The organism is Capnocytophaga sp. oral taxon 323, assembly GCF_001278825.1.
In the GTDB taxonomy this organism is placed as follows: Bacteria; Bacteroidota; Bacteroidia; order Flavobacteriales; family Flavobacteriaceae; genus Capnocytophaga; species Capnocytophaga ochracea.
In genome coordinates this window covers 2,412,750-2,434,892 of the sequence record NZ_CP012589.1, presented here as the reverse complement: position 1 = coordinate 2,434,892, position 22,143 = coordinate 2,412,750, and the positions used below count along the sequence as shown (strand labels likewise).

At 40.5% G+C, this 22,143-nt stretch carries 22 protein-coding genes and 1 tRNA gene; 8 read left to right on the top strand and 15 right to left on the bottom strand.

The window, feature by feature from the left end; genetic code table 11:
- Positions 1–9: 9 nt before the first annotated feature.
- Complete coding sequence (locus AM608_RS10565; protein WP_053581716.1) at positions 10–3,036, bottom strand: SusC/RagA family TonB-linked outer membrane protein; 3,027 nt, start codon at positions 3,034–3,036, stop codon at positions 10–12.
- Between the two features lie 817 nt (positions 3,037–3,853).
- Entirely contained in the window at positions 3,854–4,159 is a 306-nt protein-coding gene (locus AM608_RS10560) for a hypothetical protein (RefSeq protein ID WP_053581715.1), read from the bottom strand.
- A 299-nt stretch (positions 4,160–4,458) separates the two neighbouring features.
- Between AM608_RS10560 and AM608_RS12290 the strand changes: the two genes are divergently transcribed.
- The 4 genes from AM608_RS12290 to AM608_RS10545 all read left to right on the top strand — a co-directional run bounded on the left by AM608_RS12290 (position 4,459) and on the right by AM608_RS10545 (position 7,091).
- A complete protein-coding gene (locus tag AM608_RS12290) occupies positions 4,459–4,635 on the top strand; it encodes a CAL67264 family membrane protein (protein ID WP_002675432.1) in 177 nt (58 codons plus the stop codon).
- 86 nt (positions 4,636–4,721) lie between these two features.
- On the top strand, positions 4,722–6,296 hold the full coding sequence (locus AM608_RS10555; protein WP_048748099.1) for an NADP-dependent glyceraldehyde-3-phosphate dehydrogenase: 1,575 nt from the start codon (positions 4,722–4,724) through the stop codon (positions 6,294–6,296).
- A 195-nt stretch (positions 6,297–6,491) separates the two neighbouring features.
- The gene (locus AM608_RS10550; protein WP_048748100.1) at positions 6,492–6,680 is read left to right on the top strand and encodes a type II toxin-antitoxin system HicA family toxin; all 189 of its coding nucleotides are present in this window, start codon (positions 6,492–6,494) and stop codon (positions 6,678–6,680) included.
- A gap of 9 nt (positions 6,681–6,689) precedes the next feature.
- Positions 6,690–7,091, top strand: a complete 402-nt coding sequence (locus AM608_RS10545; protein WP_009411287.1) for a helix-turn-helix transcriptional regulator — start codon at positions 6,690–6,692, stop codon at positions 7,089–7,091.
- A gap of 85 nt (positions 7,092–7,176) precedes the next feature.
- On the opposite strand, the gene AM608_RS10540 is transcribed toward AM608_RS10545, so the two are convergent.
- From AM608_RS10540 to AM608_RS10515, 6 genes are all read right to left on the bottom strand, one after another.
- Positions 7,177–7,250: transfer RNA gene (locus tag AM608_RS10540), tRNA-Arg, on the bottom strand.
- 19 nt (positions 7,251–7,269) lie between these two features.
- Positions 7,270–7,719 carry a GatB/YqeY domain-containing protein gene (locus AM608_RS10535; RefSeq protein WP_053581714.1) on the bottom strand — a complete coding sequence of 150 codons (450 nt, stop codon included), beginning with the start codon at positions 7,717–7,719 and terminating at the stop codon, positions 7,270–7,272.
- Positions 7,720–7,788: 69 nt separating this feature from the next.
- A complete protein-coding gene (gene gldD / locus AM608_RS10530; protein WP_053581713.1) occupies positions 7,789–8,355 on the bottom strand; it encodes a gliding motility lipoprotein GldD in 567 nt (188 codons plus the stop codon).
- An 81-nt stretch (positions 8,356–8,436) separates the two neighbouring features.
- Positions 8,437–8,739, bottom strand: coding sequence for a hypothetical protein (locus AM608_RS10525; RefSeq protein ID WP_002675425.1), 303 nt, complete (start codon positions 8,737–8,739; stop codon positions 8,437–8,439).
- Between the two features lie 51 nt (positions 8,740–8,790).
- Entirely contained in the window at positions 8,791–9,480 is a 690-nt protein-coding gene (locus AM608_RS10520) for a ComF family protein (protein WP_053581712.1), read from the bottom strand.
- 22 nt (positions 9,481–9,502) lie between these two features.
- Positions 9,503–9,718 (bottom strand): hypothetical protein, encoded by a 216-nt coding sequence (locus AM608_RS10515; protein ID WP_053581711.1) that lies wholly within the window; start codon positions 9,716–9,718, stop codon positions 9,503–9,505.
- Positions 9,719–9,862: 144 nt separating this feature from the next.
- Between AM608_RS10515 and AM608_RS10510 the strand changes: the two genes are divergently transcribed.
- From AM608_RS10510 to AM608_RS10500, 3 genes are read left to right on the top strand one after another with little or no spacing between them, the layout of a single operon-like run.
- Entirely contained in the window at positions 9,863–11,413 is a 1,551-nt protein-coding gene (locus tag AM608_RS10510; RefSeq protein ID WP_053581710.1) for a glycine--tRNA ligase, read from the top strand.
- Between the two features lie 18 nt (positions 11,414–11,431).
- A complete protein-coding gene (locus AM608_RS10505; RefSeq protein ID WP_009417684.1) occupies positions 11,432–12,034 on the top strand; it encodes a PAS domain-containing protein in 603 nt (200 codons plus the stop codon).
- Positions 12,031–13,068, top strand: a complete 1,038-nt coding sequence (locus tag AM608_RS10500) for a phosphatase PAP2 family protein (RefSeq protein ID WP_053581709.1) — start codon at positions 12,031–12,033, stop codon at positions 13,066–13,068. The genes AM608_RS10505 and AM608_RS10500 overlap by 4 nt, the downstream gene beginning before the upstream one ends.
- Before the next feature lie 6 nt (positions 13,069–13,074).
- Here AM608_RS10500 and AM608_RS10495 read toward each other — a convergent pair whose 3' ends face one another.
- The 3 genes from AM608_RS10495 to AM608_RS10485 are packed head-to-tail and all read right to left on the bottom strand — an operon-like array spanning position 13,075 to position 16,173.
- On the bottom strand, positions 13,075–13,515 hold the full coding sequence (locus AM608_RS10495) for a dCMP deaminase family protein (RefSeq protein WP_009411280.1): 441 nt from the start codon (positions 13,513–13,515) through the stop codon (positions 13,075–13,077).
- Positions 13,478–14,404, bottom strand: coding sequence for a bifunctional riboflavin kinase/FAD synthetase (locus AM608_RS10490; protein ID WP_053581708.1), 927 nt, complete (start codon positions 14,402–14,404; stop codon positions 13,478–13,480). The genes AM608_RS10495 and AM608_RS10490 overlap by 38 nt, the downstream gene beginning before the upstream one ends.
- Positions 14,401–16,173, bottom strand: coding sequence for a long-chain fatty acid--CoA ligase (locus tag AM608_RS10485; protein ID WP_053581707.1), 1,773 nt, complete (start codon positions 16,171–16,173; stop codon positions 14,401–14,403). Before AM608_RS10485 ends, AM608_RS10490 begins: the two co-directional genes overlap by 4 nt.
- A gap of 433 nt (positions 16,174–16,606) precedes the next feature.
- Here AM608_RS10485 and AM608_RS10480 point away from each other — a divergent pair, with 433 nt between their 5' ends.
- The gene (locus AM608_RS10480; protein WP_053581706.1) at positions 16,607–16,966 is read left to right on the top strand and encodes a DUF6567 family protein; all 360 of its coding nucleotides are present in this window, start codon (positions 16,607–16,609) and stop codon (positions 16,964–16,966) included.
- 494 nt (positions 16,967–17,460) lie between these two features.
- On the opposite strand, the gene glmS is transcribed toward AM608_RS10480, so the two are convergent.
- From glmS to der, 4 genes are read right to left on the bottom strand one after another with little or no spacing between them, the layout of a single operon-like run.
- Positions 17,461–19,302 carry a glutamine--fructose-6-phosphate transaminase (isomerizing) gene (gene glmS, locus AM608_RS10475; protein ID WP_053581705.1) on the bottom strand — a complete coding sequence of 614 codons (1,842 nt, stop codon included), beginning with the start codon at positions 19,300–19,302 and terminating at the stop codon, positions 17,461–17,463.
- A gap of 53 nt (positions 19,303–19,355) precedes the next feature.
- Entirely contained in the window at positions 19,356–19,808 is a 453-nt protein-coding gene (coaD, locus tag AM608_RS10470; protein WP_002677379.1) for a pantetheine-phosphate adenylyltransferase, read from the bottom strand.
- A gap of 17 nt (positions 19,809–19,825) precedes the next feature.
- Positions 19,826–20,779, bottom strand: a complete 954-nt coding sequence (locus AM608_RS10465) for a D-alanine--D-alanine ligase (RefSeq protein WP_053581871.1) — start codon at positions 20,777–20,779, stop codon at positions 19,826–19,828.
- Between the two features lie 37 nt (positions 20,780–20,816).
- A complete protein-coding gene (gene der, locus AM608_RS10460) occupies positions 20,817–22,121 on the bottom strand; it encodes a ribosome biogenesis GTPase Der (RefSeq protein ID WP_053581704.1) in 1,305 nt (434 codons plus the stop codon).
- Between the last annotated feature and the right edge of the window lie 22 nt (positions 22,122–22,143).

The following is a 22,143-nucleotide window of genomic DNA, read 5'->3' as shown; positions in this document are numbered from 1 at the left end:
GTTTTTGAATTAGAATTTAATTTTCAAGCTCGCACCGTAAGTAGCTGCACTTGGAGTCATAAAGAACTCAGTAGTAGCATAGGTACCTACACCATAAGTAAGTTGAGGGTCGAAAGGAGCTTTGTTGTAAATCATCCAAAGGTTAGTACCAATGGCACCAATCGTTACGCTTTTCACTTTATCCCAGAAGTGTTTACCATCTATAGTATAGTTGAGAGATACTTCTTGGAGGCGTACGTTAGTAGCGTCGTAAGAGTAATAACCAGGAAGGTCTTTAATGGTATTGTAGTATTTTTGAGCGTCGTATTTTTTACCGTTCACTACTACTCCATCGTTATCACGAGCATCGGCAGAAGCTTTTGATACTCCATAAGCATCGAGCATAGGTTGTGTACCTGCTAAAACGATACCTCCAAAGCTACCGTTGAACAAGAAGCTCAAATCGATACCTTTATAAGAAAGGGTGTTGCGCCATCCCATTTGGAAATCGGGGGTAGAACGACCTAATTTTACTTCTTGAGTTTTATCAAATTTGTATTGAGAAGCTTCTTCGATAAGATCACCGTTTACATCGCGGAGCAATACACCTCTTACTACAACATCGGACATACTACCTCCTTCGCGCAATACAGTGCTACCTTTGCGCACTTCGGTAATATCGAATAATTCACCTGTGAAAGGATTGCGGTAACCGCGAACTAATTCTTTTATTTCGTTTACGTTGCGTGAATAGGTAAGAGTAGAATTCCAGTTGAGTTCTTTGTTAAGGAATTCTTTATTGTAATTTACTGACAACTCAATACCGCGGTTTTCAACGTTACCTGCTTGCAAATAGAAAGAAGAGTAGATAGAAGAAGCAGACAATTGTTGTTCAAAGAATTGATTATAAGTGTTAGATTTGTACAAAGTCAAATCTACCGACAAGCTATTACCGAACAATTTGGTATTTAAACCAGCTTCCCAAGAAGTAGTGCGTTCAGCTTTAAATTCTGGATAAGGATATACCTTATTAGTTTTCAAGCCGTCAGCAGTAAGTTCGTGAGTAATAGTACCTGGAGTAATACCTGTTTTGCTGATAGGAGAACCTACCTCAGTATATGAACCGCGTACTTTCAAATAGTTGATAAATTCAGGTAATTTTGCCATTTGAGAAATCACAGCTGAAAGCCCTACAGAAGGATAGAAGAAGGAAGGTTCGGCAGAGTTTACGAGTTGTGAAGACCAGTCGTTACGACCTGTAGCTGAGAGGTATAACATACCTTTATAGCCAAGTTCAGCACTTGCGAATACCGCTACGTTTTTAGCGCGAGAATAGCTCTGACCTGAGCCTCCTCGTTGAGGGTCGAAGTTAGTTGTTGAGAAGAGGTTAGGCAAACGGAACAACACGCCTCTTGCCGAAAGACCTGTGCTATAACGGTCGTTATAACTTGAACCAACGTTAGCTGTTAAAGAGAATTTTTCGCCAAAGTTTTTATTGACGTTAAACATTATATCGGCATAAGTTTGCTCATCTTTAGTTTGGGTATTAGCATAAGAACCGTTGTTGTTAGGCCCCCATTCAGTTTTCCAACCGATTAAGAAGTTGGTAGTGCTGGCATATAGTTTTTCTTCAGCAGTACCGTAGTCGTTATCTAAACGCACACGCCCTGTAACGTTCAACCAATCGAGGATATCGTATTTCAAAGAAGCCGACATCATATAGCGTTTCTTGTTGTTCAAGAAGAGTTCTCGATTCGCTACCCAATAAGGGTTTTCGGAGAAGTAGCTGTCAACTCTATCAGAATAAGGTTGATATCTTTCATAAATACCTCTTGAAGGGTTGTAGCGTTCATAAGCTTGTACATCGCGATAATCCATACTGCGTGGCATTAAATACAAACCTACTAAAGGGTTGAAATAACCACCTCCCGCCATCATATTACGGCTACCTTGGCGGATAAAGTTACCACTTACATCTAAGTGCAATTTATCTTTAGCAAAATTAGCGGTATTGCGCACCCCTACGTTGTAACGATAGTAAGCATTGTTAGGAATGAGACCTTCGGCATTGGTTTGTGCAGCCGATACAAAAGTTTGGTTTTGAGCGTTCCCTGTAGAGAAGGTAAGAGAGTTCATAAAGTTTGTACCTGTATTGAAGAATTTACGAGGTTCGAAAGTAGAAGGTGTTGCTAATTTAGCTCCCCAGCTTTTATCACCATTGCTACCATAAGTATTTTGGAATTCAGGTAATAATATAGGAGTCATCAACTCTACACTGCTAGATAGGTTTACTTCAGTTTTACCTTCTTTACCTTTTTTAGTGTTGATAAGGATTACCCCGTTGGCAGCTTCACTACCGTACAAAGCTGCTGCCGAAGGACCTGTAAGTACGTTGATACTTTCGATATCCTCAGGGTTGATATCTGAAATACCTTCTCCTCCACCTGGACGACCGAAGTTATTACCACCACCATCACTTTGTTTATTGAAGAGTGGCACCCCATCAATTACATAAAGTACACCGTTATTACCGTCCAATGATTTGAGACCACGCATTACCACTTTGGTAGAACCTCCTACCCCAGAAGAACTACGTTGGATATTCACCCCCGCTACTTTACCGTTGAGGCTATTTACCACGTTCACGTCTTTCACTTTGGTAAGTTCTTCCGACTTCACTTGTTGTACGTTATAACTCAAGGCTTTCTCTTGGCGTTTGATACCCAAAGCGGTTACCACTACTTCACCAAGTTGTTGTGCTTCTTCTTGTAACACCACATCTAAAGTAAGAGTACCGCTCGCTTTCGTAACCTTTCTTTGCAGAGTACTATACCCCAAGAAGCTGTACTCAATAGTTTCATTGGCAGCTGCTTGTAGTTCATACTTCCCGTCAAAGTCAGTTGAAACACCACGTGTTGTACCTTTAATCACAACACTTACACTTGGCAGTGGCATACCATCACTGCCTGTAACTGTACCAGTTACTTTCGTTTGTGCCATTAGCGCACCGCTAAACAATGCAAAAACGAACATTAGCATTGATATTTTTACTTTCATTACTTTATTGAATAAATTAATTTGGGCGCAAAATTAGGAATATTTTAACATAGTGCAAATTTTTTGCTTTACTTTTTTCCTTTTTTTTCTCTTTTTCTTTATTTCAAAAATATATATTATTGATAATCAAACAGAATCAAAAGTACTAATTTTATATTTTTCTCCTTCAAAAATCTCCAAAGATTAAAAAATAATCTTCTTTATATTTATTTTATTAAAGAGAAACTCATTTTATATGGTTATTTTTTAAATCTATTTAATTATTATAACCAAAATAGTTCACACATTAAATTAAAGTCTTTTTTTCTAAATCAATACTCACTCTTAATATTTTCTTAAAACAAATGTTAAAATCTTCTCCCCTTCATCTCAGCGTCATTTCATCACTCCCTTTCAAAATCGCAAACCACTATTCTTCTCCTCTTTTCCCGACCATACACCTTACCAAAGTTTCTAATTGCTTTTCGTACTACAACCTTTTACAAAGTCAAAAACTAACAATAACCCTCTTTTTATCTCCACCTTACCTTTAACTTAACTTCACTTTTTCTTCGTCTATTCTTCGTCTATTCTTCGTCTATTCTTCGTCTATTCTTCGTCTATTCTTCGTCTATTCTTCGTCTATTCTTCGTCTATTCTTCGTCTATTCTTCGTCTATTCTTCGTCTATTCTTCGTCTTTGCATCGCTACAATTCCCCCTTTGGAGGTAGCCAGCGATAGCTGGGTATGTGTACCGCAAAAGCTGGGTATGTGTAAGGGGGAGGTTACCTTTGTCTTTTCTATATCTGTCCGTGTAACTCACACTGTCTTTTATCCATTATAGACCCACTGTAGACCCACTGTAGACCCACTGTAGACCCACTGTAGACCCACTGTAGACCCACTGACTGTAGACCCACTGTAGACCCACTGTAGACCCACTGTAGACCCACTGTAGACCCACTGTAGACCCACTGTAGACCCACTGTAGACCCACTGTAGACCCACTGTAGACCCACTGTAGACCCACTGTAGACCCACTGTAGACCCACTGTAGACCCACTGTAGACCCACTGTAGACCCACTGTAGACCCACTGTAGACCCACTGTAGACCCATTGTAGACTCACTGTAGACCCACCCATTATTCAATTATCCTATAAGCTTTGTACAATCCTCTGCCAATTCCACCATTAACCACTAACCATTAACCACTAACCATTAACCACTAACCATTAACCACTAACCATTAACCACTAACCATTAACCACTAACCATTAACCACTAACCATTAACCACTAACCATTAACCACTAACCATTAACCATTAACCACTAACCATTAACCACTAACCATTAATCATTGACCATTAATTCAAAAATTTGTTCATTTGCTAATTATTTTCTACTTTTGCCTACTGATAACCGATACTTGTAATCATAATAATGAATAAAAATGCTGTATTAGGGTGGGCAACCCTCATAATGATAGTAGTAGGCTTAGGGCTTATCGCTTTAGGAGCCTTTAAATACAACGAAGTAGCAGGCTTTGGATTCGGAGCAGTAGGCATCGGCTTTTTTGCTATTGCTTGGGTATTCAACGCCCTCAAAGGAAGAGTATGACAATTTGCTAATTTGTTAATGTGATAATTAGCAAATGTACATACCCTACTCATTTGCTAATTTACTAATTTGCTAATTAAAAAATTATGAATATACCAGAACAATTTCAAGTAAAACCCTTTCGCCAAGACACTTACCTTATCGATGGCGAACTCCGTGAGTGGAAAGGTGAGTTCACCAATATCTACTCCACTATTTCTTCTACTGAAAAGTATGAGCATACCCTCTTGGGTAGCGTGCCTTCGTTAGGCAAAGCTGATGCTTTAGAAGCCCTTCATTCGGCTACCGAGGCTTATAACAAAGGTAAAGGTTTATGGCCTACAATGAAAGTAAAAGACCGCATCTCCGCAATGCTCAAATTTGTAAAACAAATGGAAAAGCAACGCGATGAGGTCGTAAAACTGATGATGTGGGAAATCGGCAAAAACCTAGACGACTCGCGTAAGGAATTTGACCGTACCGTAGAGTACATCTACGACACTATCAATGCTTATAAAGAACTCGATAACGAGTCATCTAAATTCGTACAACGCGATGGAGTCTATGCCCTCATTCGTCGTGGCCCCTTAGGGGTTGTACTCTGTTTAGGCCCTTATAACTACCCACTGAATGAAACCTTTGCACTGATTATCCCTGCACTTATTATGGGCAATACAGTGATTTTTAAGCCCGCTAAACACGGGGTATTACTCTTCACGCCTCTATTGGAAGCCTTCCAAAACTCCTTCCCTCGTGGGGTGATTAATATTCTTTACGGACGCGGTCGCACCGTTGCACCACCCATTATGGAGAGTGGCAAGGTAGATGTATTGGCTCTTATAGGCAACAGCAAGACAGCTATTGCACTGCAAGACCAGCACCCTAAGAAAAACCGCTTGCGCCTTGTCTTTGGCTTGGAAGCTAAAAACCCTGGAGTAATACTTCCTGACGCCAATCTTGATTTAGCAGTAAACGAATGCGTGAAAGGAGCTTTGTCTTTCAACGGACAGCGTTGTACAGCACTAAAAATCCTCTACGTACACGCCAAGATAAAAGATGAGTTTCTCAAGCGTTTTGCCGAAAAGGTCGATGCGTTGAAGTTCGGTAATCCGTGGGACGAAAAAGTAGCTCTCACTCCCTTACCCGAGGTCGATAAACCTGCTTTCTTACAAGAACTCATAGACGATGCTCTTGCCAAAGGTGCTACTATTCAGAATAAAAAAGGTGGTCAGCGCACTGATAACTTCATTTTCCCTGCGGTACTTTATCCCGTTACCAAGGAAATGCGAGTATATAACGAAGAGCAGTTTGGTCCCCTTATTCCAGTAAAACCGTTCTCCAATATCAACGAGATTATAGATGAGATTTCCGATTCTAAATACGGACAGCAAATCAGTCTGTTTGGTGAAGACCCACACGAGCTCTCTCCTCTCATCGATATGTTGGTGAATATGCTCTGCCGTGTGAACCTCAACAGCTTATGTCAGCGAGGTCCCGATGTGTTCCCTTTCACCGGCAGAAAAGACTCTGCTGTGGGTACCCTAAGCGTACACGATGCCTTACGCTCGTTCTCTATCCGCACCTTTGTATCGTTCCAAAACAACGACTACAACGACAGGATAGTAGAGAACCTCCTCCGCACTGGCGCTTCTAACTTCATCAACACCGATTTCATTTTATAATCGTTAAAATATCTCAACCAAAAAAGCAGGTTACTGAAAACTCAGCAACCTGCTTTTTTATATCCGCAAAACAGCTGATTTAGATAAATTAATTTAATAGGAATAGAAGATAACCGTAGAATCTTTAACACTAAAAATTTGTATAATGATATTAATATTCGTATCTTTGCCACACCAATTTAAGTAATAAAATAAATGAAGTATTCTGAATTACACAAAAAACTACGTGAAGCAGGTTGTTATATAGTAAGGCAAGGAAGTAATCACCCCATTTGGTTTAGTCCTCTCACTAATAAAGAATTCCCAACCAGTAGACACGAAAGTCAAGAAGTAAAAGCAGGTACTTTAAATAGCATTCTTAAATTAGCTGGTCTTAAAAAATAAACAGAAGATATGAAAGTAAAAGCAATTATAGAAAGAGGTAACGATGGCTCTTATGGCATCTATTTAGATGATGATAATTTAAATTTTGGAATCATAGGAGAAGGTAATACAGTAGCCGAGGCTAAAGATGACTTTTTATTATGTCGTGATGAGATGAAAGAGTATTACGATGAAATAGGTAAAGAGTTCCCCGATTTAGAATTCATATATCAATACGACACCGCATCTTTCTTAGAATATTACAGCAAAATTATTTCATTGGCAGGATTAGAACGTCTTACTGGAGTAAATCAAGGGCAACTAAGCCACTATCTCACAGGCAAACGTAAACCTAGCGCCAAAACTACTCAAAAAATACAACGTCATTTGCACGCTTTTGGTAAAGAATTACAGCATTTAGAGTTTGCTTAGTATACTGTCTCACATTACACTCTCGTCACTTCACAGAGCACAACCAAAAAAGCAGGTTGCTATATAGCAACCTGCTTTTTTTCCGTGACCGCAAGAGGAGTCGAACCTCCAACCTTCAGAACCGGAATCTGATATTCTATCCAGTTGAACTATGCGGCCTCTTTTAAACTATATATTACTAAGACAATAATCTCTTTACAATCTCCGAAATGAGCTTGCCATCAGCCTTACCTGCCAATTGTTTGGTGGCTACACCCATTACCTTGCCCATATCCTTAGGCGTAGTAGCGCCCACTTGGTTAATAATCCCTCTCAGAGCAGTTTCTACTTCTGCTTCACTGAGTTGAGCCGGTAAGAACTTCTCTATCACCGCCATTTGGGCTAATTCAGGCTTAGCTAAGTCATTCCTACCTTGCTGTGCGTACAAAGCCGCACTGTCCTTGCGCTGTTTTACTAATTTTTGCAACAGTTTAAGTTCATCAGCTTCCGAAAGTTCTTCGGTAGCTCCTGCTTCTGTTTTGGCTAACAAAATAGCCGATTTAATAGCTCTCAACGATTCTAATGCCACTGTGTCCTTGGCTTTCATCGCTTCTTTGAGAGCCTCCATTACTTTAGTTTGTAAACTCATAATTTTTCAGTGTTTTGTGGGGCAAAAGTAATGCTATATTTGTAAACTGCCAACTTTTACCCCTGTTTTTTATTTCCAACGGAGGCTTTCCATTATCCTCCTCACATCTTTCTCTAAATAATTACTCGCAGGTTGTACCGAATCGTAATTAGGAACTACCCTAAAATACACCGAACCTGATATAAAATGACGCACACTATCGGTAGCGTAAAACTGTGCTTGCGAAGCTGCATTGCCATACACTTGGTAAAACATACCGTACACTTTGGTCGTATCGTTCATAAATACTGTCGAAGCAATATTATCTGCCTTAATCGTATGGTCATAAGTAAACTTCTGTGCATCACTCAGCAACTGACGAATATTGCCATTCACATTTTTATAAGTGAGATAAACCGTAGCCTTCATCGCAGGATATTCTATATTAACATCACACGAATGGGGTTTGTATTTCAATTCCGATAGCGTATTTATCTCAAAAGTAAACGGACAATTGGGCAATTCGGTTACTTTCTGATACGATGCTTGCGGGTATTCCAATCGCAATACTCCCTTAGGCTTAGGCAATATATCAGTACCACAAGCTACTAACAATAGCACTACACTACTCAACAGACTATAAATAAGTTTTTTCATACATCACACTAATACCAAAAAACCTCAGCCACTTATGCTAAGGTTTTTCAGTGTAAAAAAGTTTTTATAATGGGTGAAAAATTATTCTACAGGTTTTTCTTCTGCTTTCACTTCTTTTTTCTCACCACCTTTTTCGTGGCAAGACTTTTTGCCATCTTTCTTACCGTCTTTTTTGCAACAAGATTTCTTTTTGCCATCTTTATTGCACTCTTTTTTCTCGCCGTCTTTATCGCAAGATTTCTTCACTTTCACTCCTCCGTTACCATCTTGGTCTACGATAAGGCTTTTAGCGATTTGATTTACATTAAGGGTCATAGCCCCTACATTAGTACTAAATGCAAACATTACAAATGCTGCAACAATTAATTTAAAAGTGTTCTTCATACAATTTTATATTTAGTTATTAATTTTCTGTTTATCAATATATTTCCTTTCTTATCCCAACATCGCATATCCCATTGTAGCAACGCCTATTTCCACATTGGGTACGGTTTTCAAAAGCTCATAACAGTTCGTGAGCGTGGCTCCTGTGGTCACCACATCATCTACCAAAAGCACCTTCTTGCCTTCTATTCTATGAGTGTTTTGAAGAGAAAATATATGCTCACTCTCCTTCAAACGTCGCCACACTACCTTTCGGGTCTGCGTAGTATTAGCTTCAATTTTCACCAATACATCATCTATATAATCAAGGTGTAATACCGAAGCCAATGTCCTGCCAAACAAGGCGACTTGGTTGTATCCTCGCTTGCGTTCTTTGCTTTTGTGCAAAGGCACAGGCAACACCACCTCAGCCTGCTGAAATAGAGGCGCATTCTTTATCTTTTCACCAAGCCATTGTCCTAACCACTCCCCTATCTGCTCATTTCCTTTATACTTTAAAGAATGTATCAAATGTTGTGCCATATTGTCCTTTTTAAAGTAAAATAATGCAGTAGCCGCAAACACTTCGCACTCTTCTGTCAGTCGCTGGGTAAACAAATTTTCCGCCTGCAAATGAAAGTTCGTTTCTTCCAACTTTTCTCTACAATTTACACACAAAAATTGCTCACCTGTAACCAATAATTTTCCACAACCCCTGCAATAAGCAGGTGATAACACCGAAAGTATATCCGATAAAATCATAATTCTTTTAGCTAATAGGTCGTTAATAGCTTCCTCTTAAATCCACCTTCTCTCCTTCCGCTCCTCGTTCATTGTTCGTCTTTTGTTCGTTGTAGAGCCACTGTAGACCCACTGTAGACCCACTGTAGACCCACTGTAGAGCCACTGTAGACCCACTGTAGACCCACTGTAGACCCACTCTTTGTCCATCTATCCTATAAGCTTTGTATAGTCCTCTCCCAATTTCACTATTAACCATTAATCATTAACCTCTAACCATTAATCTAATTTTTTTTCGGCAAATATACTCCTTTTTCCAAAAAATAATAGTATCTTTGTCGAATTATTTTCAATCTCAAACAAGCTTTAATCTATATTTTATAACTGAAAATCAATTGAATATATGGCAAATACAGACGATCAATTCAAAAAAGTTGTTGCTCACGCCAAAGAATATGGCTTTATTTTCCCATCTAGTGAAATCTACGACGGACTTGGTGCCGTGTACGATTATGGGCAAAATGGCGTTGAACTAAAAAAGAATATCCGCGAATATTGGTGGCGCGCAATGGTGCAAATGAACGAGAACATTGTGGGTATCGATGCTGCTATCTTTATGCACCCTACTACGTGGAAGGCTTCTGGGCACGTCGATGCTTTCAACGACCCTCTTATCGATAACAAAGACTCTAAAAAACGCTACCGCGCCGATGTGCTCGTAGAAGATTACGTAGCCAAACTCGACGATAAGATTGAAAAAGAAATCGCTAAAGCTCAAAAACGCTTCGGCGATGCTTTCGACCGCGAGCAGTTTATAACTACCAATCCTCGTGTGTTAGAATACAAAAAACGTGGCGAAGAAATATTACACCGCTTGGGTAAATCGCTTGAGAAAGAAGACCTCGCCGATGTAAAAGCTCTTATTGAAGAACTCGAAATTGCCGACCCCGAAACAGGTTCTCGCAACTGGACAGATGTAAAACAGTTCAACCTAATGTTCGGTACCAAAATAGGCGCCTCTGCCGATGCCTCTATGGATTTATACCTACGTCCCGAAACCGCTCAGGGTATTTTCGTAAACTTCCTAAACGTGCAAAAATCCGGACGTATGAAAATTCCTTTTGGTATCGCCCAAACGGGTAAAGCCTTCCGCAACGAGATTGTGGCACGTCAGTTTATTTTCCGTATGCGTGAGTTCGAACAAATGGAAATGCAATTCTTCATCAAACCAGGCACCCAACAACAATGGTATGAGTACTGGAAAGAAACCCGCCTCAAATGGCACCTGTCCTTAGGAATGGGAGAGGAAAACTATCGCTACCACCCACACGAAAAGCTCGCCCACTACGCCGATGCTGCTTGCGATATCGAGTTCCGTTTTCCATTTGGTTTCAAAGAATTAGAAGGTATCCACTCTCGTACCAATTTCGACCTCGGTAACCACGAAAAGTATTCAGGCAAAAAAATGCAATACTTCGACCCCGAAGAAAACAAGAGCTATACTCCTTACGTACTCGAAACCTCTATCGGGCTCGACCGTATGTTCCTTGCGGTATTCTCCAATTCATTGCAAGAAGAAGCATTAGAAGGAGGAGATACCCGTACCGTATTGCGCTTGCCTTTTGTGTTGGCACCTACCAAATTAGCCGTATTGCCATTGCTCAAAAAAGACGGACTTCCAGAAGTTGCCGAACAAATCGTGAACGAGCTAAAGTACGATTTCAATGTAGCTTACGACGAAAAAGATGCAGTAGGTCGCCGTTATCGCCGCCAAGATGCGGTAGGTACACCTTTCTGCGTAACCGTTGATCATCAAACTTTGGAAGACAACACCGTTACCTTACGCCACCGCGACACTATGGAGCAAGTGCGCATTGCCATTCCCGAATTGCGCGCTGCTATTGCTAAAGAAGTGGATATGCGCAATTGGCTGCACAAATTAGATACGAAGTAAGAGATAAGAGGTAAGAAAATGACTGAAACTCCAACAATCAAACGTCCCGTGCCCATAGACGAAGAAGTATTATGGGATAAAACCACTACCCTGATGAGTCGTACCAACAAGCACGGACATATAATGGAAACCAATAAGGCATTTCAGGAAGTATCAGGCTATACTGAGGCTGAGTTGTATGACCAGCCTCATAGCCTTATCCGCCACCCCGATATGCCCAAGGTAGTTTTCAAAATACTGTGGGAAAACCTCAAAGGGCATAATAATTTCCACGCTATCATCAAGAATCTCTCTAAAAGCGGGCGCTTTTACTGGGTGATTACTAATTTTGAAATAGTACGCAATGAGCAAGATGAGATTACTGCCTTTGTATCACACCGCAAAGCTTTGCCTAAAGCACTTATCAGCGAGCATATAGTCCCTTTGTACGAACGTCTTTTAAAGATAGAAAAAGCCAATGGTTTGGAAGTAAGTGAACGCTATTTCAACGGCTTTTTAGAAGACCGTAAAACTACCTACGATGCTTTCATTCGGCAATTGCTCAAAGAAAACGCCGAAGAAATCAAAGCCTTCTACAACAACGAAAACACCGATAGCTTTTTAACAGAACTCATTCGATGAAATACTTTTTACTATCCTTTCTCCTTTTCTCCCTATATCCTGTTACAGCACAGGAAAACGACTCTATTCCACAAACTACATTGGATAGCATTGCAAATGCTTTGCAAGGCTCACACCCATCTGAAGCAGATTTATCAGGCAAACAATATAAAATCAATGATAATCTAACCTATGTATACCAAAAACCTCGTTTTGTAGATATCTTCAACAAAATACCGCGTAATATAGGAAAATCGGCGGTCGAGATGGTGTCTAAACCGAATTATCCTTACGGATTGGCAGCTATTGGTGCTACTGTTGCACTTATACCCGCTGACCCTTGGCTCATTAGAGAGAGTAGAAATTTGGGAGAGAATTTAGGACTAAATGAAGCTCATACCTATAAGAAGTTAGGCTTTTTGAAGATTATTCCTGCCGATGTAAACTCAGCAATGTACTTTATTGGCAATGGTACGACTTTTATTATCATTAGTGGGGGAATGGCTACTTATGGTCTTATCACAGGTGATTATCGCGCCAAAAGTACTGCTATGCAGATATTGGAAAGCATCATTGTATCGGGTGCTTTTGTACAACCTATCAAGCGACTCACAGGGCGCGAGAGTCCGTTTATAACCGCAGACGACGGGCGTTGGCACAGTCAGTGGACGTTTGCTCCCAGCTTTAAAGCTTACCAAGAAGATACCCCTATGTATGACGCTATGCCCTCTGGACACCTCACTACTGCAATGTCGGCACTCACAGTGATTGCCGAAAACTACCCCGACTACAAATGGATAAAGCCCGTAGGTTACACAGCCTTAGGTTTAATGTGCTACGAGATGATGCAAAGTAAAGTACACTGGGCTTCCGATTACCCTATTGCCCTATTTGTGGGCTATATCACCGGTAAAACGATTGCTAACAGACGCATTACTAAAATAAAAAAAGAAGACACTTTCTTAGTTAATAAAGTAAAATATAATTGGGAATTCTGTACCTCCAACACTTGGGAAGGATATCAGCTACTTGGAGTAAATATTAAATTTAAGTAAGGAAGATTATTCACTTACATCTTCTAAATGGACGACTTCTACACCTGCTTTTTCGAGAAAAGCTAAGCCCTCGTTATCGCGATAGCCTTCCTTATACACCACGCGCTTAATCCCCGATTGGTAGATGAGCTTACTGCACTCTTTGCAAGGTGACATTGTGATATAGAGCGTCGCTCCTTCCGACGATTGTGTAGACGAAGCGACTTTCATTATCGCATTGGCTTCGGCGTGAAGTACATACCAATGGGTATTGCCTTCCTCATCTTCACAACAGTTATCAAAACCAGTGGGCGTACCATTATAACCGTCAGAAATAATCATACGGTCTTTTACTATTATAGCTCCTACTTGCTTGCGCTGTGAATAAGACAATTTTGCCCATTCCATCGCCATACGCATATAAGCTTTGTCATAACGCAATTGCTTTTCTCGCTGTTGTTTCGTCATCTTGTAATTGTTTTTTAAGAAGTGCTACCGAAGAGAACTTTCGTTCTTCACGTAGATATTTTACAAAATATATTGTGAGCTCACGGTCGTAAAGGTCGCCGTTGAAGTCAAAGAAATACACCTCAATAGAAGCCCCTTTACCTTCGATAGTAGGGTTCTTGCCAATGCTCATCATTCCATACACTTTTCGTCTGCCAATGTAACTATACACGGCATATACGCCATCTTTGGGAATGAGTTTGTAGTCCTCAGTTACTTGTATATTAGCCGTAGGGTAGCCTAAGGTACGCCCCAATTTGAGTCCGTGTACCACCGTGCCTGTAAGGCTGTAAGGAGTCCCGAGGTAATGCTCGGCAGTGGTAACGTCGCCTTTATTCAACGCCTCTCTTATCTTGGTGGAACTCACCGATACTTCATCTACTTCTTGCACCGATATTTCTTCCACAGCAAAGCCATACTTTTCGCCAAATAAACGCATATCGTTTATATTTGCGGTACGATTGCGCCCAAAACGGTGGTCGTAACCAATAATCACCTTTTTCACATTGAGATGCTGTACCAAAATAGTACTTACGAACTCCTCGGCAGTAAGTTGGGCAAAAGCCTCATTAAAAGGTTGTACTACGAGCAAATCGACGCCTAATCGCTGGAGTAGTTGCTTCTTCTCTTCCAAAGTGTGAATAAGTTTCAAACTCTTGTCGTGTTGCACTACCATTCGCGGATGCGGAAAGAAAGTGAATATTGTTGCTAAAAGTCCTTCTTGGCGAGCTGTTGTTACTACCCTTTCAATGATTTTCTGATGTCCCAAATGCACACCATCGAACGTGCCTATGGTGAGCACCGTAGGTTGTTGGGTAGTAAAAGTAGTAATATCGGTTATTTCTCTCACTTATTGTAGAACTTATTGTAAATATCTATATACTTTTCTTTAATCACACGTCGTTTGAGTTTGAGAGTAGGAGTGAGATGACCGCCGTCTATCGTCCATTCATCGGGGGTGAAATCAAAAAGTTTTACTTGTTCCCACTTGCCTAAATGATTGTTTACCTTTTCTACCTCTTTAGCAATACGGTCGTGAACGGCTTGATTTTGTATAATCTCTTCGTTGGTCTTTCCTAATTTCACTTTATGACGGCGTGCCCATTCTTTTACAAACGGGAAATTAAGCTGAATAATAGCAGCTGGCATCTTTTCGCCTTCGCCTACTACCATTACATTCTCGATGAAACGAGAGAGTTTCAACTGGTTTTCTATCAGCTGAGGCGATACGTACTTACCGCCTGAAGTTTTGAAGATTTCCTTCTTGCGGTCGGTGATTTTAAGGAAGCCATCAGCGTCAAGCTCGCCTATATCGCCTGTGTGGAAGAAACCATCGGTGATGTTTTGATCCGTTTGCTCGGGGTCTTTATAGTAGCCTAACATTACGTTCTCGCCTTTTACAAGTATTTCACCGTCTTCGGCAATTTTTACATCTACATTCACAATAGGTTTCCCTACGGTACCTATTTTCCAAAATCTACCCGATTCGCGGTTTACTGCAATAACGGGAGCGGTTTCGGTAAGACCATAACCTTCCATAATTTTCAGCCCTGCGGCAGAAAACACTTTCGCCAAACGCGGTGAGAGGGCAGCACTACCTGAGACAATCATCTGTATGCGTCCGCCTAAGGCTTCACGCCATTTACTGAAAATGAGTTTGCGTGCTAATTTTAGCTTGAACTGATACCAAGCGCCATTGGCTCCATAAGGTTCGTACTTGAAGCCCAAATTGAGTGCCCAAAAGAAGAGTTTGCGTTTAATGCCTTTAAGTTCTGCCCCTTTTGCGAAGATTTTGTCGTAAATCTTCTCTATGAGTCGGGGTACTACTGTAATGATATGCGGTTTTACTTCGCGTAAGTTATCACTGATTTTATCGAGAGATTCGGCAAAATAAATGCTTAGGCAATCGTACTGATACAAATAGGTAAGCATACGCTCAAACACGTGGCACACAGGCAAAAAGCTGAGAGCTGTAGAACCTTCGGTAATAGGCAAACGGTCTTGACAGTTCAGTATGTTAGAGATGATATTCCAGTGAGAGAGCATTACCCCTTTTGGACGGCTGGTAGTGCCCGAAGTGTAGATGATAGTCGCTAAATCGTCTTTCTGTATGCTATCTTTGCGCGCTTTCACTTCTGCTTGATTGCTCTCATCGGCGCCTAAATCGAGGATTTCTTGCCAATGGTGAGCATAAGGTACATCGTTGAAGGTAAAAATAGTTTTTAGATGAGGCAATTTATCTTGGATAGAAGAGATTTTCTCCCATAGTTCTTTATCGGAAACGACACAGTATTTACATTCCGAATGGTTGAGGATATACTCGAAATCCTCTAAGTTGATAGTGGGATAGATAGGTACATTCTGTGCACCTACTTGTAAAATCCCGATATCGAGCACGTGCCATTCGGTGCGGTTAGTGCTTGAAATGACTGCTATTTTATCATTTTTTTCAATGCCTAAGCGCAATAAGCCTCGGCTTACGGTATTCGCTTTTTGGATATATTCAGCGGTAGAGGTTTTTTCCCACTCACCGTTGTATTTGGTAGCAAAAGCGACCTCTAAAGGGTGTTTAGATTGTTGATAATAAGGTATATCGAATAAACGATTTACGGTATTCATTGGTTTAAATTTTTGTTACAGAGGGCAAAAGTAATAAATAATTACGAAATACGAAATACGAATGACGAAAAAAGGAAAAAACTTTATTTTTCTGGAAAAAAATTGTCTTTTATCATTTGTAATTTACAATTAATTCATACTTTTGCACCAAATAAAAACAATTGAGATATAGAAGAATAGAAAAATACACATAAGATTTAAAGAGAAAGTTGTTAATATTCCTTTTAAAAAGAATCTGGTAAATTCAATAAAAAAGCAGAGGTAAATTAACAAAAGGTTTCTCGCCCCACAAGGGCGTGAACTGTTTTTGTTACATACCTGTTTTTGGGCATACCAGAGCCTTTTTAAAGTGTGAACAAAACATTCACGCTTTTTTTATGCTCTAAAAGTTGCCCTTATTCGTTTTGTAATATTAAAATTAAATCAATAACAAATGAAAAAAATCGTTTTATTCAGTGTTTTAGCACTACTGTTAGCAAGTTGTGGTGTAACAAGAGAGTTATCACACAATGTAAACAACCATACTACTCAAGTGGTACTGGCTAAAAATAACTTTAAAGTAGTAGAACACGTTAAAGGAGAAGCTTCTAATCAATATTTTCTATTGATTATAGGAGGTGGGAGACGTGCTTTGGTGGAAAAAGCAAGAGCTAAAATGCTTCAAAAAGCCAATTTGGTAGGCTCTTCAAGAGCCGTTATAAATGAAACCGTTGAGTCACATTGGATTTTTATATGGGTAGGAATCCAATATACAGTAACTGTTTCAGCTGACGTAATCGAATTTACTGAATAGTAAAACACAAAAAAGGAGCTGTTCAAAAAGTTTTATTTTTATAGGGGCATTTACAAGCGCCCCTATAAATGTGATACCAATGAGATTGACTATCAATGATTTCAACTTTGAAAAAGCCATAGCAAGACAAGGTGCGAGCTACACGGGCGGACGGAAACTTTGGCAAGGTATAACGGCAGTAAGATGAACGAGGAGTGGGTCTACAGTGGGTCTACAGTGGGTCTACAGTGGGTCTACAACGAACAAAAGACGAACCTAAATAGAAAGTAAGTTAAAGCTAAGATAGAACTAAAAAGAAGGTAGTTAAGGGATTTCTATTTTTGGTAAGAGTCGTAGCGCGAAGAGCGAACAGAAACTTTGGCAAGGTATATAGTAAAAAAGCAATTAAAAAATAGTATTTTGTTATATCGAGCTCACTTCAAACAAAAAAAGAGTCAATTTGTAAGTATACAAATTGACTCTTTTTCTAATTGAGAAATTGGGAAATTACCAAATTATTCTACGGTTACTGATTTGGCTAAATTACGAGGTTGATCGACATTGCAACCGCGCTTGATAGCGATATAATAGGACAACAACTGCAAAGGTACTGAGGCTAAAATAGGGGTAAGCGCCTCACTGATTTCGGGTATTTCAATCACGTGGTTTGCTAAGCCCGCCATTTGGGTATCGCCTTCAGTTACTACGGCTATAATTTTACCTTTGCGCGCCTTTATCTCTTGTGCATTAGAAACTACCTTATCATAATGACCTTTAGACGGTGCGATGAATATCACCGGCATATTCTCATCGATAAGGGCGATAGGTCCGTGTTTCATCTCGGCAGCTGGATAGCCTTCGGCGTGAATATAGGATATTTCTTTGAGTTTTAAAGCCCCTTCCAAAGCGGTAGGGAAATTAAAACCACGACCTAAATACAAGCAGTTGGTAGCTGTTTTATAGCTTTCGGCTATCTCGGCTATCTTGTGATTGACTGTTTCGATAGTGGTTTCGAGCAACTGGGGCACACGTTCTAATTCCTTGCAAAGACGGTGATAGGTTTCCGTACTGAGGGTACCCTTTTTATGTCCTAAATGCAAAGCGATAAGAGTAAGCACCGTGAGTTGGGTAGTAAAGGCTTTGGTAGAAGCTACCCCTATTTCAGGACCTGCGTGAGTGTAAGTACCTGAATGGGTGATACGCGCAATTGATGAACCTACCACATTGCAAATACCGTAGATAAAAGCCCCTTTTTCTTTCGCTAATTTGAGGGCTGCTAAGGTATCGGCGGTCTCGCCTGATTGTGAAATAGCAATGACGATATCCCCTTTATCAATAATTGGATTGCGATAACGGAACTCTGAGGCGTACTCTACTTCCACAGGAATACGAGCGTATTCTTCTAACAGATATTCACCTACCAAGCCTGCGTGCCACGAAGTTCCACACGCTACAATAACAATGCGTTTGGCATTGAGGAAGGTCTCTAAATGATTATCTATTCCTGATAGTTTGGTAGAGTGGTTGGGCAAGAGGCGACCGCGCATCGTGTCTTGGATAGACTTAGTCTGCTCGTAGATTTCTTTGAGCATAAAGTGGTCGTATCCGCCTTTTTCAATAGCTTCGAGGTTGAGTTTGAGTTGTTGTACAAACGGACTCACCTGCTCATTACTGCCTATTTTAATCACTTTCAACGGTTTGTTGAGGTGAATGGTAGCCATTTCGCCATCTTCTAAATACACAGCGTTTTGGGTGTACTCTATAAAAGGAGAGGCATCGGAGGCGATGAAGAACTCGCCATCACCTACCCCTATTACCAACGGACTACCCAAGCGGGCTACTACTATTTCCTCAGGTTTGCTTTCTTCCATTACTGCAATGGCAAAAGCGCCCACCACCTCGTTGAGCGCATAGCGCACGGCAGTCTCTAAATTGACGTTTTCTTTTTCTTTGAAGTATTCGATGAAGTTTACTAATACCTCGGTGTCAGTATCTGAATGAAATACAAACCCCTCTTTGATGAGGTTTTGCTTGATACTTTCGTAATTCTCAATAATACCGTTGTGTACAATGGCAATCTTGCCAGAGTTGGAAAGGTGAGGGTGTGAATTAATATCGTTAGGCACTCCGTGGGTAGCCCAACGGGTATGCCCCATACCGCAGCCATAAGTAGGAACATTTTCTCCTGCCTTGGCTACCAAATCGGATACTTTGCCTTTGGTTTTTTCTCCGTAAAAACTCTCAGCGTTTAAGATAAAACCAGCGCTGTCATATCCGCGATATTCTAAACGTTTTAACCCATCAATCACGATGGGAAAGGCAGCACGTTTGCCTAAATAACCTACAATTCCACACATATTTTTAAGTTTTATTATTATTTCTTCTTTTACTGAGTTCTAATCCCTAATCACTAAACTCTCACACTTTCGGGCACTAATACGGTATAATCACCGTGATTGCGAATAACATCGCGCACAATAGACGATGATATAAACGAAGTGCGTGCTGCCGTAAGTAAAAAGACAGTTTCTATTTGAGATAATTTGCGGTTAGTATGTGCAATAGCTTTTTCAAACTCAAAGTCGGCTGGGTTGCGCAAACCTCTGAGGATGAACTGAGCATCGATTTCTTTGCAGAAGTCTACCGTAAGCCCTTGGTAGGTAGTGACTTTTACTTTGGGTTCATCGGCAAAGGCTTTTTCGATAAACTCTTTGCGTTGTTCTACCGTAAACATATAGTTCTTGTCGCCATTAACACCTATAGCAACCACAATTTCATCGAATAGGTCTAAAGCGCGTTTGATAATATCGTAATGACCTAAGGTAATGGGGTCAAACGACCCTGGAAATAAAGCTCTTTTCAATGATTAACAATTAATGGTTAGTGATTCAATACTCGTTCTATTTCGCTTTCGAATAGTTCTTCAAGGTTAATACCTGCTACTTTAGCTTGTTGAGGTAATAAACTAGCTTCTGAAAGCCCTGGTGTGGTATTCATTTCAAGCAAATAAGGTGTATCGCCTACGATAATGAACTCACTTCGGCTGAAGCCTTCCATTTTCAACAATCGGTATACACGTTCCGCCAAAGCATTGACTTTAGCAGTCATTTCGGCAGAAAGACGCGCAGGGGTAATTTCTTGTGACTTGCCGTTATATTTGGCATCATAATCGAAGAAATCATTTTCGGATACTATTTCGGTCATCGGGAGGACTTTTATTTTCCCGCGATAGTTGATTACCCCGATAGAGATTTCAGTACCTTTCAAGAAACTTTCGATGAGGATTTCGTCGTCTACTTCAAACGCTTTGTCTATATACATAGGCAGTTGAGCCTCTTCATATACTTTATACACTCCAAAACTACTCCCTGATTTATTAGCCTTCACAAAGCAAGGCAAGCCTACTTTGGCTACAATATCAGCAGTGTTGTAGTCTTCACCTTTGTTGAGATAGTAAGAAGGGGCTGAAAGAATGCCAAAAGGTTTGAGTACCGATAGCATATCGCGTTTGTTGAACGTAAGAGCCGAAGCATACATACTACATCCTGTGAGAGGTAAGCCAATCAAATTGAAATAGGCTTGTAAATAACCGTCTTCACCAGGGGTGCCGTGAATGGCATTGAATACGGCATCAAAAGTAATTTTACGTCCGTTTACCGTTACCGAGAAGTCGTTTTTATCAATAGGGTGTTCGTTGTTTTGAGCATCTACGTACACCCATTTATCGCGGTCGATACGCACGGGGTAAGGTACATATTTATCTTGGTTGAGGTTTTTGGCTACTACTGCAGCACTCTTTAAAGAAACGGGAGCTTCATTAGAGTATCCTCCCATTATAATTGCTATATTTTTTTCATTTTTTTCAATAGTATCATTTCTGTCTGAAATACACGTCAATTGGAACACCGTTAAAATCGAAGTTCTCACGGAGTTTGTTTTCTATAAAACGTCGATATGGGTCTTTTACATACTGAGGCAAATTAGCAAAGAAAGCAAACTGTGGCATAGGTGTAGGCAACTGGGTACAGAATTTTATCTTGATGTATTTCCCTTTGATTGCAGGTGGTGGGTAGTTCTCAATAATAGGCAACATCACCTCATTGAGTTTGCGAGTAGGGATACGCTTGGTACGGTTGTTGTACACTGCTACCGCAGTTTCTATGGCTTTGTAGATACGTTGCTTATTCAGTGCTGATACAAACAAGATAGGCACATCGGTGAAAGGTTCTATTTCTTTGCGGATAGTCGCTTCGTACTGTTTAGCTGTATTGTTTTCCTTCTCTACCAAATCCCATTTGTTTACCAATATCACAATGCCTTTGCGATTGCGTTGTGCCAACCAGAAGATATTAGCATCTTGGCTTTCAAAACCACGTGTAGCATCGAGCATCAAAATACACACATCGGAGTGTTCAATGGCGCGAATAGAACGCATTACTGAGTAGAACTCTAAGTCCTCTTTCACTTTGGCTTTACGACGGATACCTGCTGTATCAACTAAGTTAAACTCAAATCCAAAACGGTTATATTTAGTATCAATCGCATCGCGTGTAGTACCTGCAATATCAGTAACAATATAACGATCTTCATCTATAAGAGCATTAATAAATGATGATTTACCCGCATTAGGTCTCCCTACTACGGCAAAGCGCGGTAAGGTGTCTTCTTCTTGTTGTTCTTTTACGGGCAGAAGTGCCACCAAGTCGTCTAACAATTCACCCGTACCGCTACCATTTACACTTGATAGGGCGTAGAGATGTTCAAAGCCTAAGGCATAAAACTCGTGCATATCGTTGCGACGGTTGTTGCTATCTACTTTGTTTACCGCTACTAATATCGGTTTACGGCATTTACGCAACAACTCAGCCACTGATTCGTCCATACCAGTAAGTCCTTCTTCTACGTTTACCATAAAGATAATCGCATCGGCTTCGTCTATGGCTAAGGCGACTTGTTTGTTGATTTCTTTCTCGAAAGAATCGTCACCTCCCGCTAAGTAACCACCTGTATCAATAACAGAAAAAGAGACCCCGTTCCAGTCGGTTTTACCATAATGGCGATCGCGTGTTACGCCACTTACAGCGTCCACGATAGCCTCACGGCGTTTTATCAAACGGTTGAAAAAAGTGGATTTACCTACATTCGGTCGTCCCACAATGGCTACTATAGCACTCATAATACACCTACTTATTTTTTGC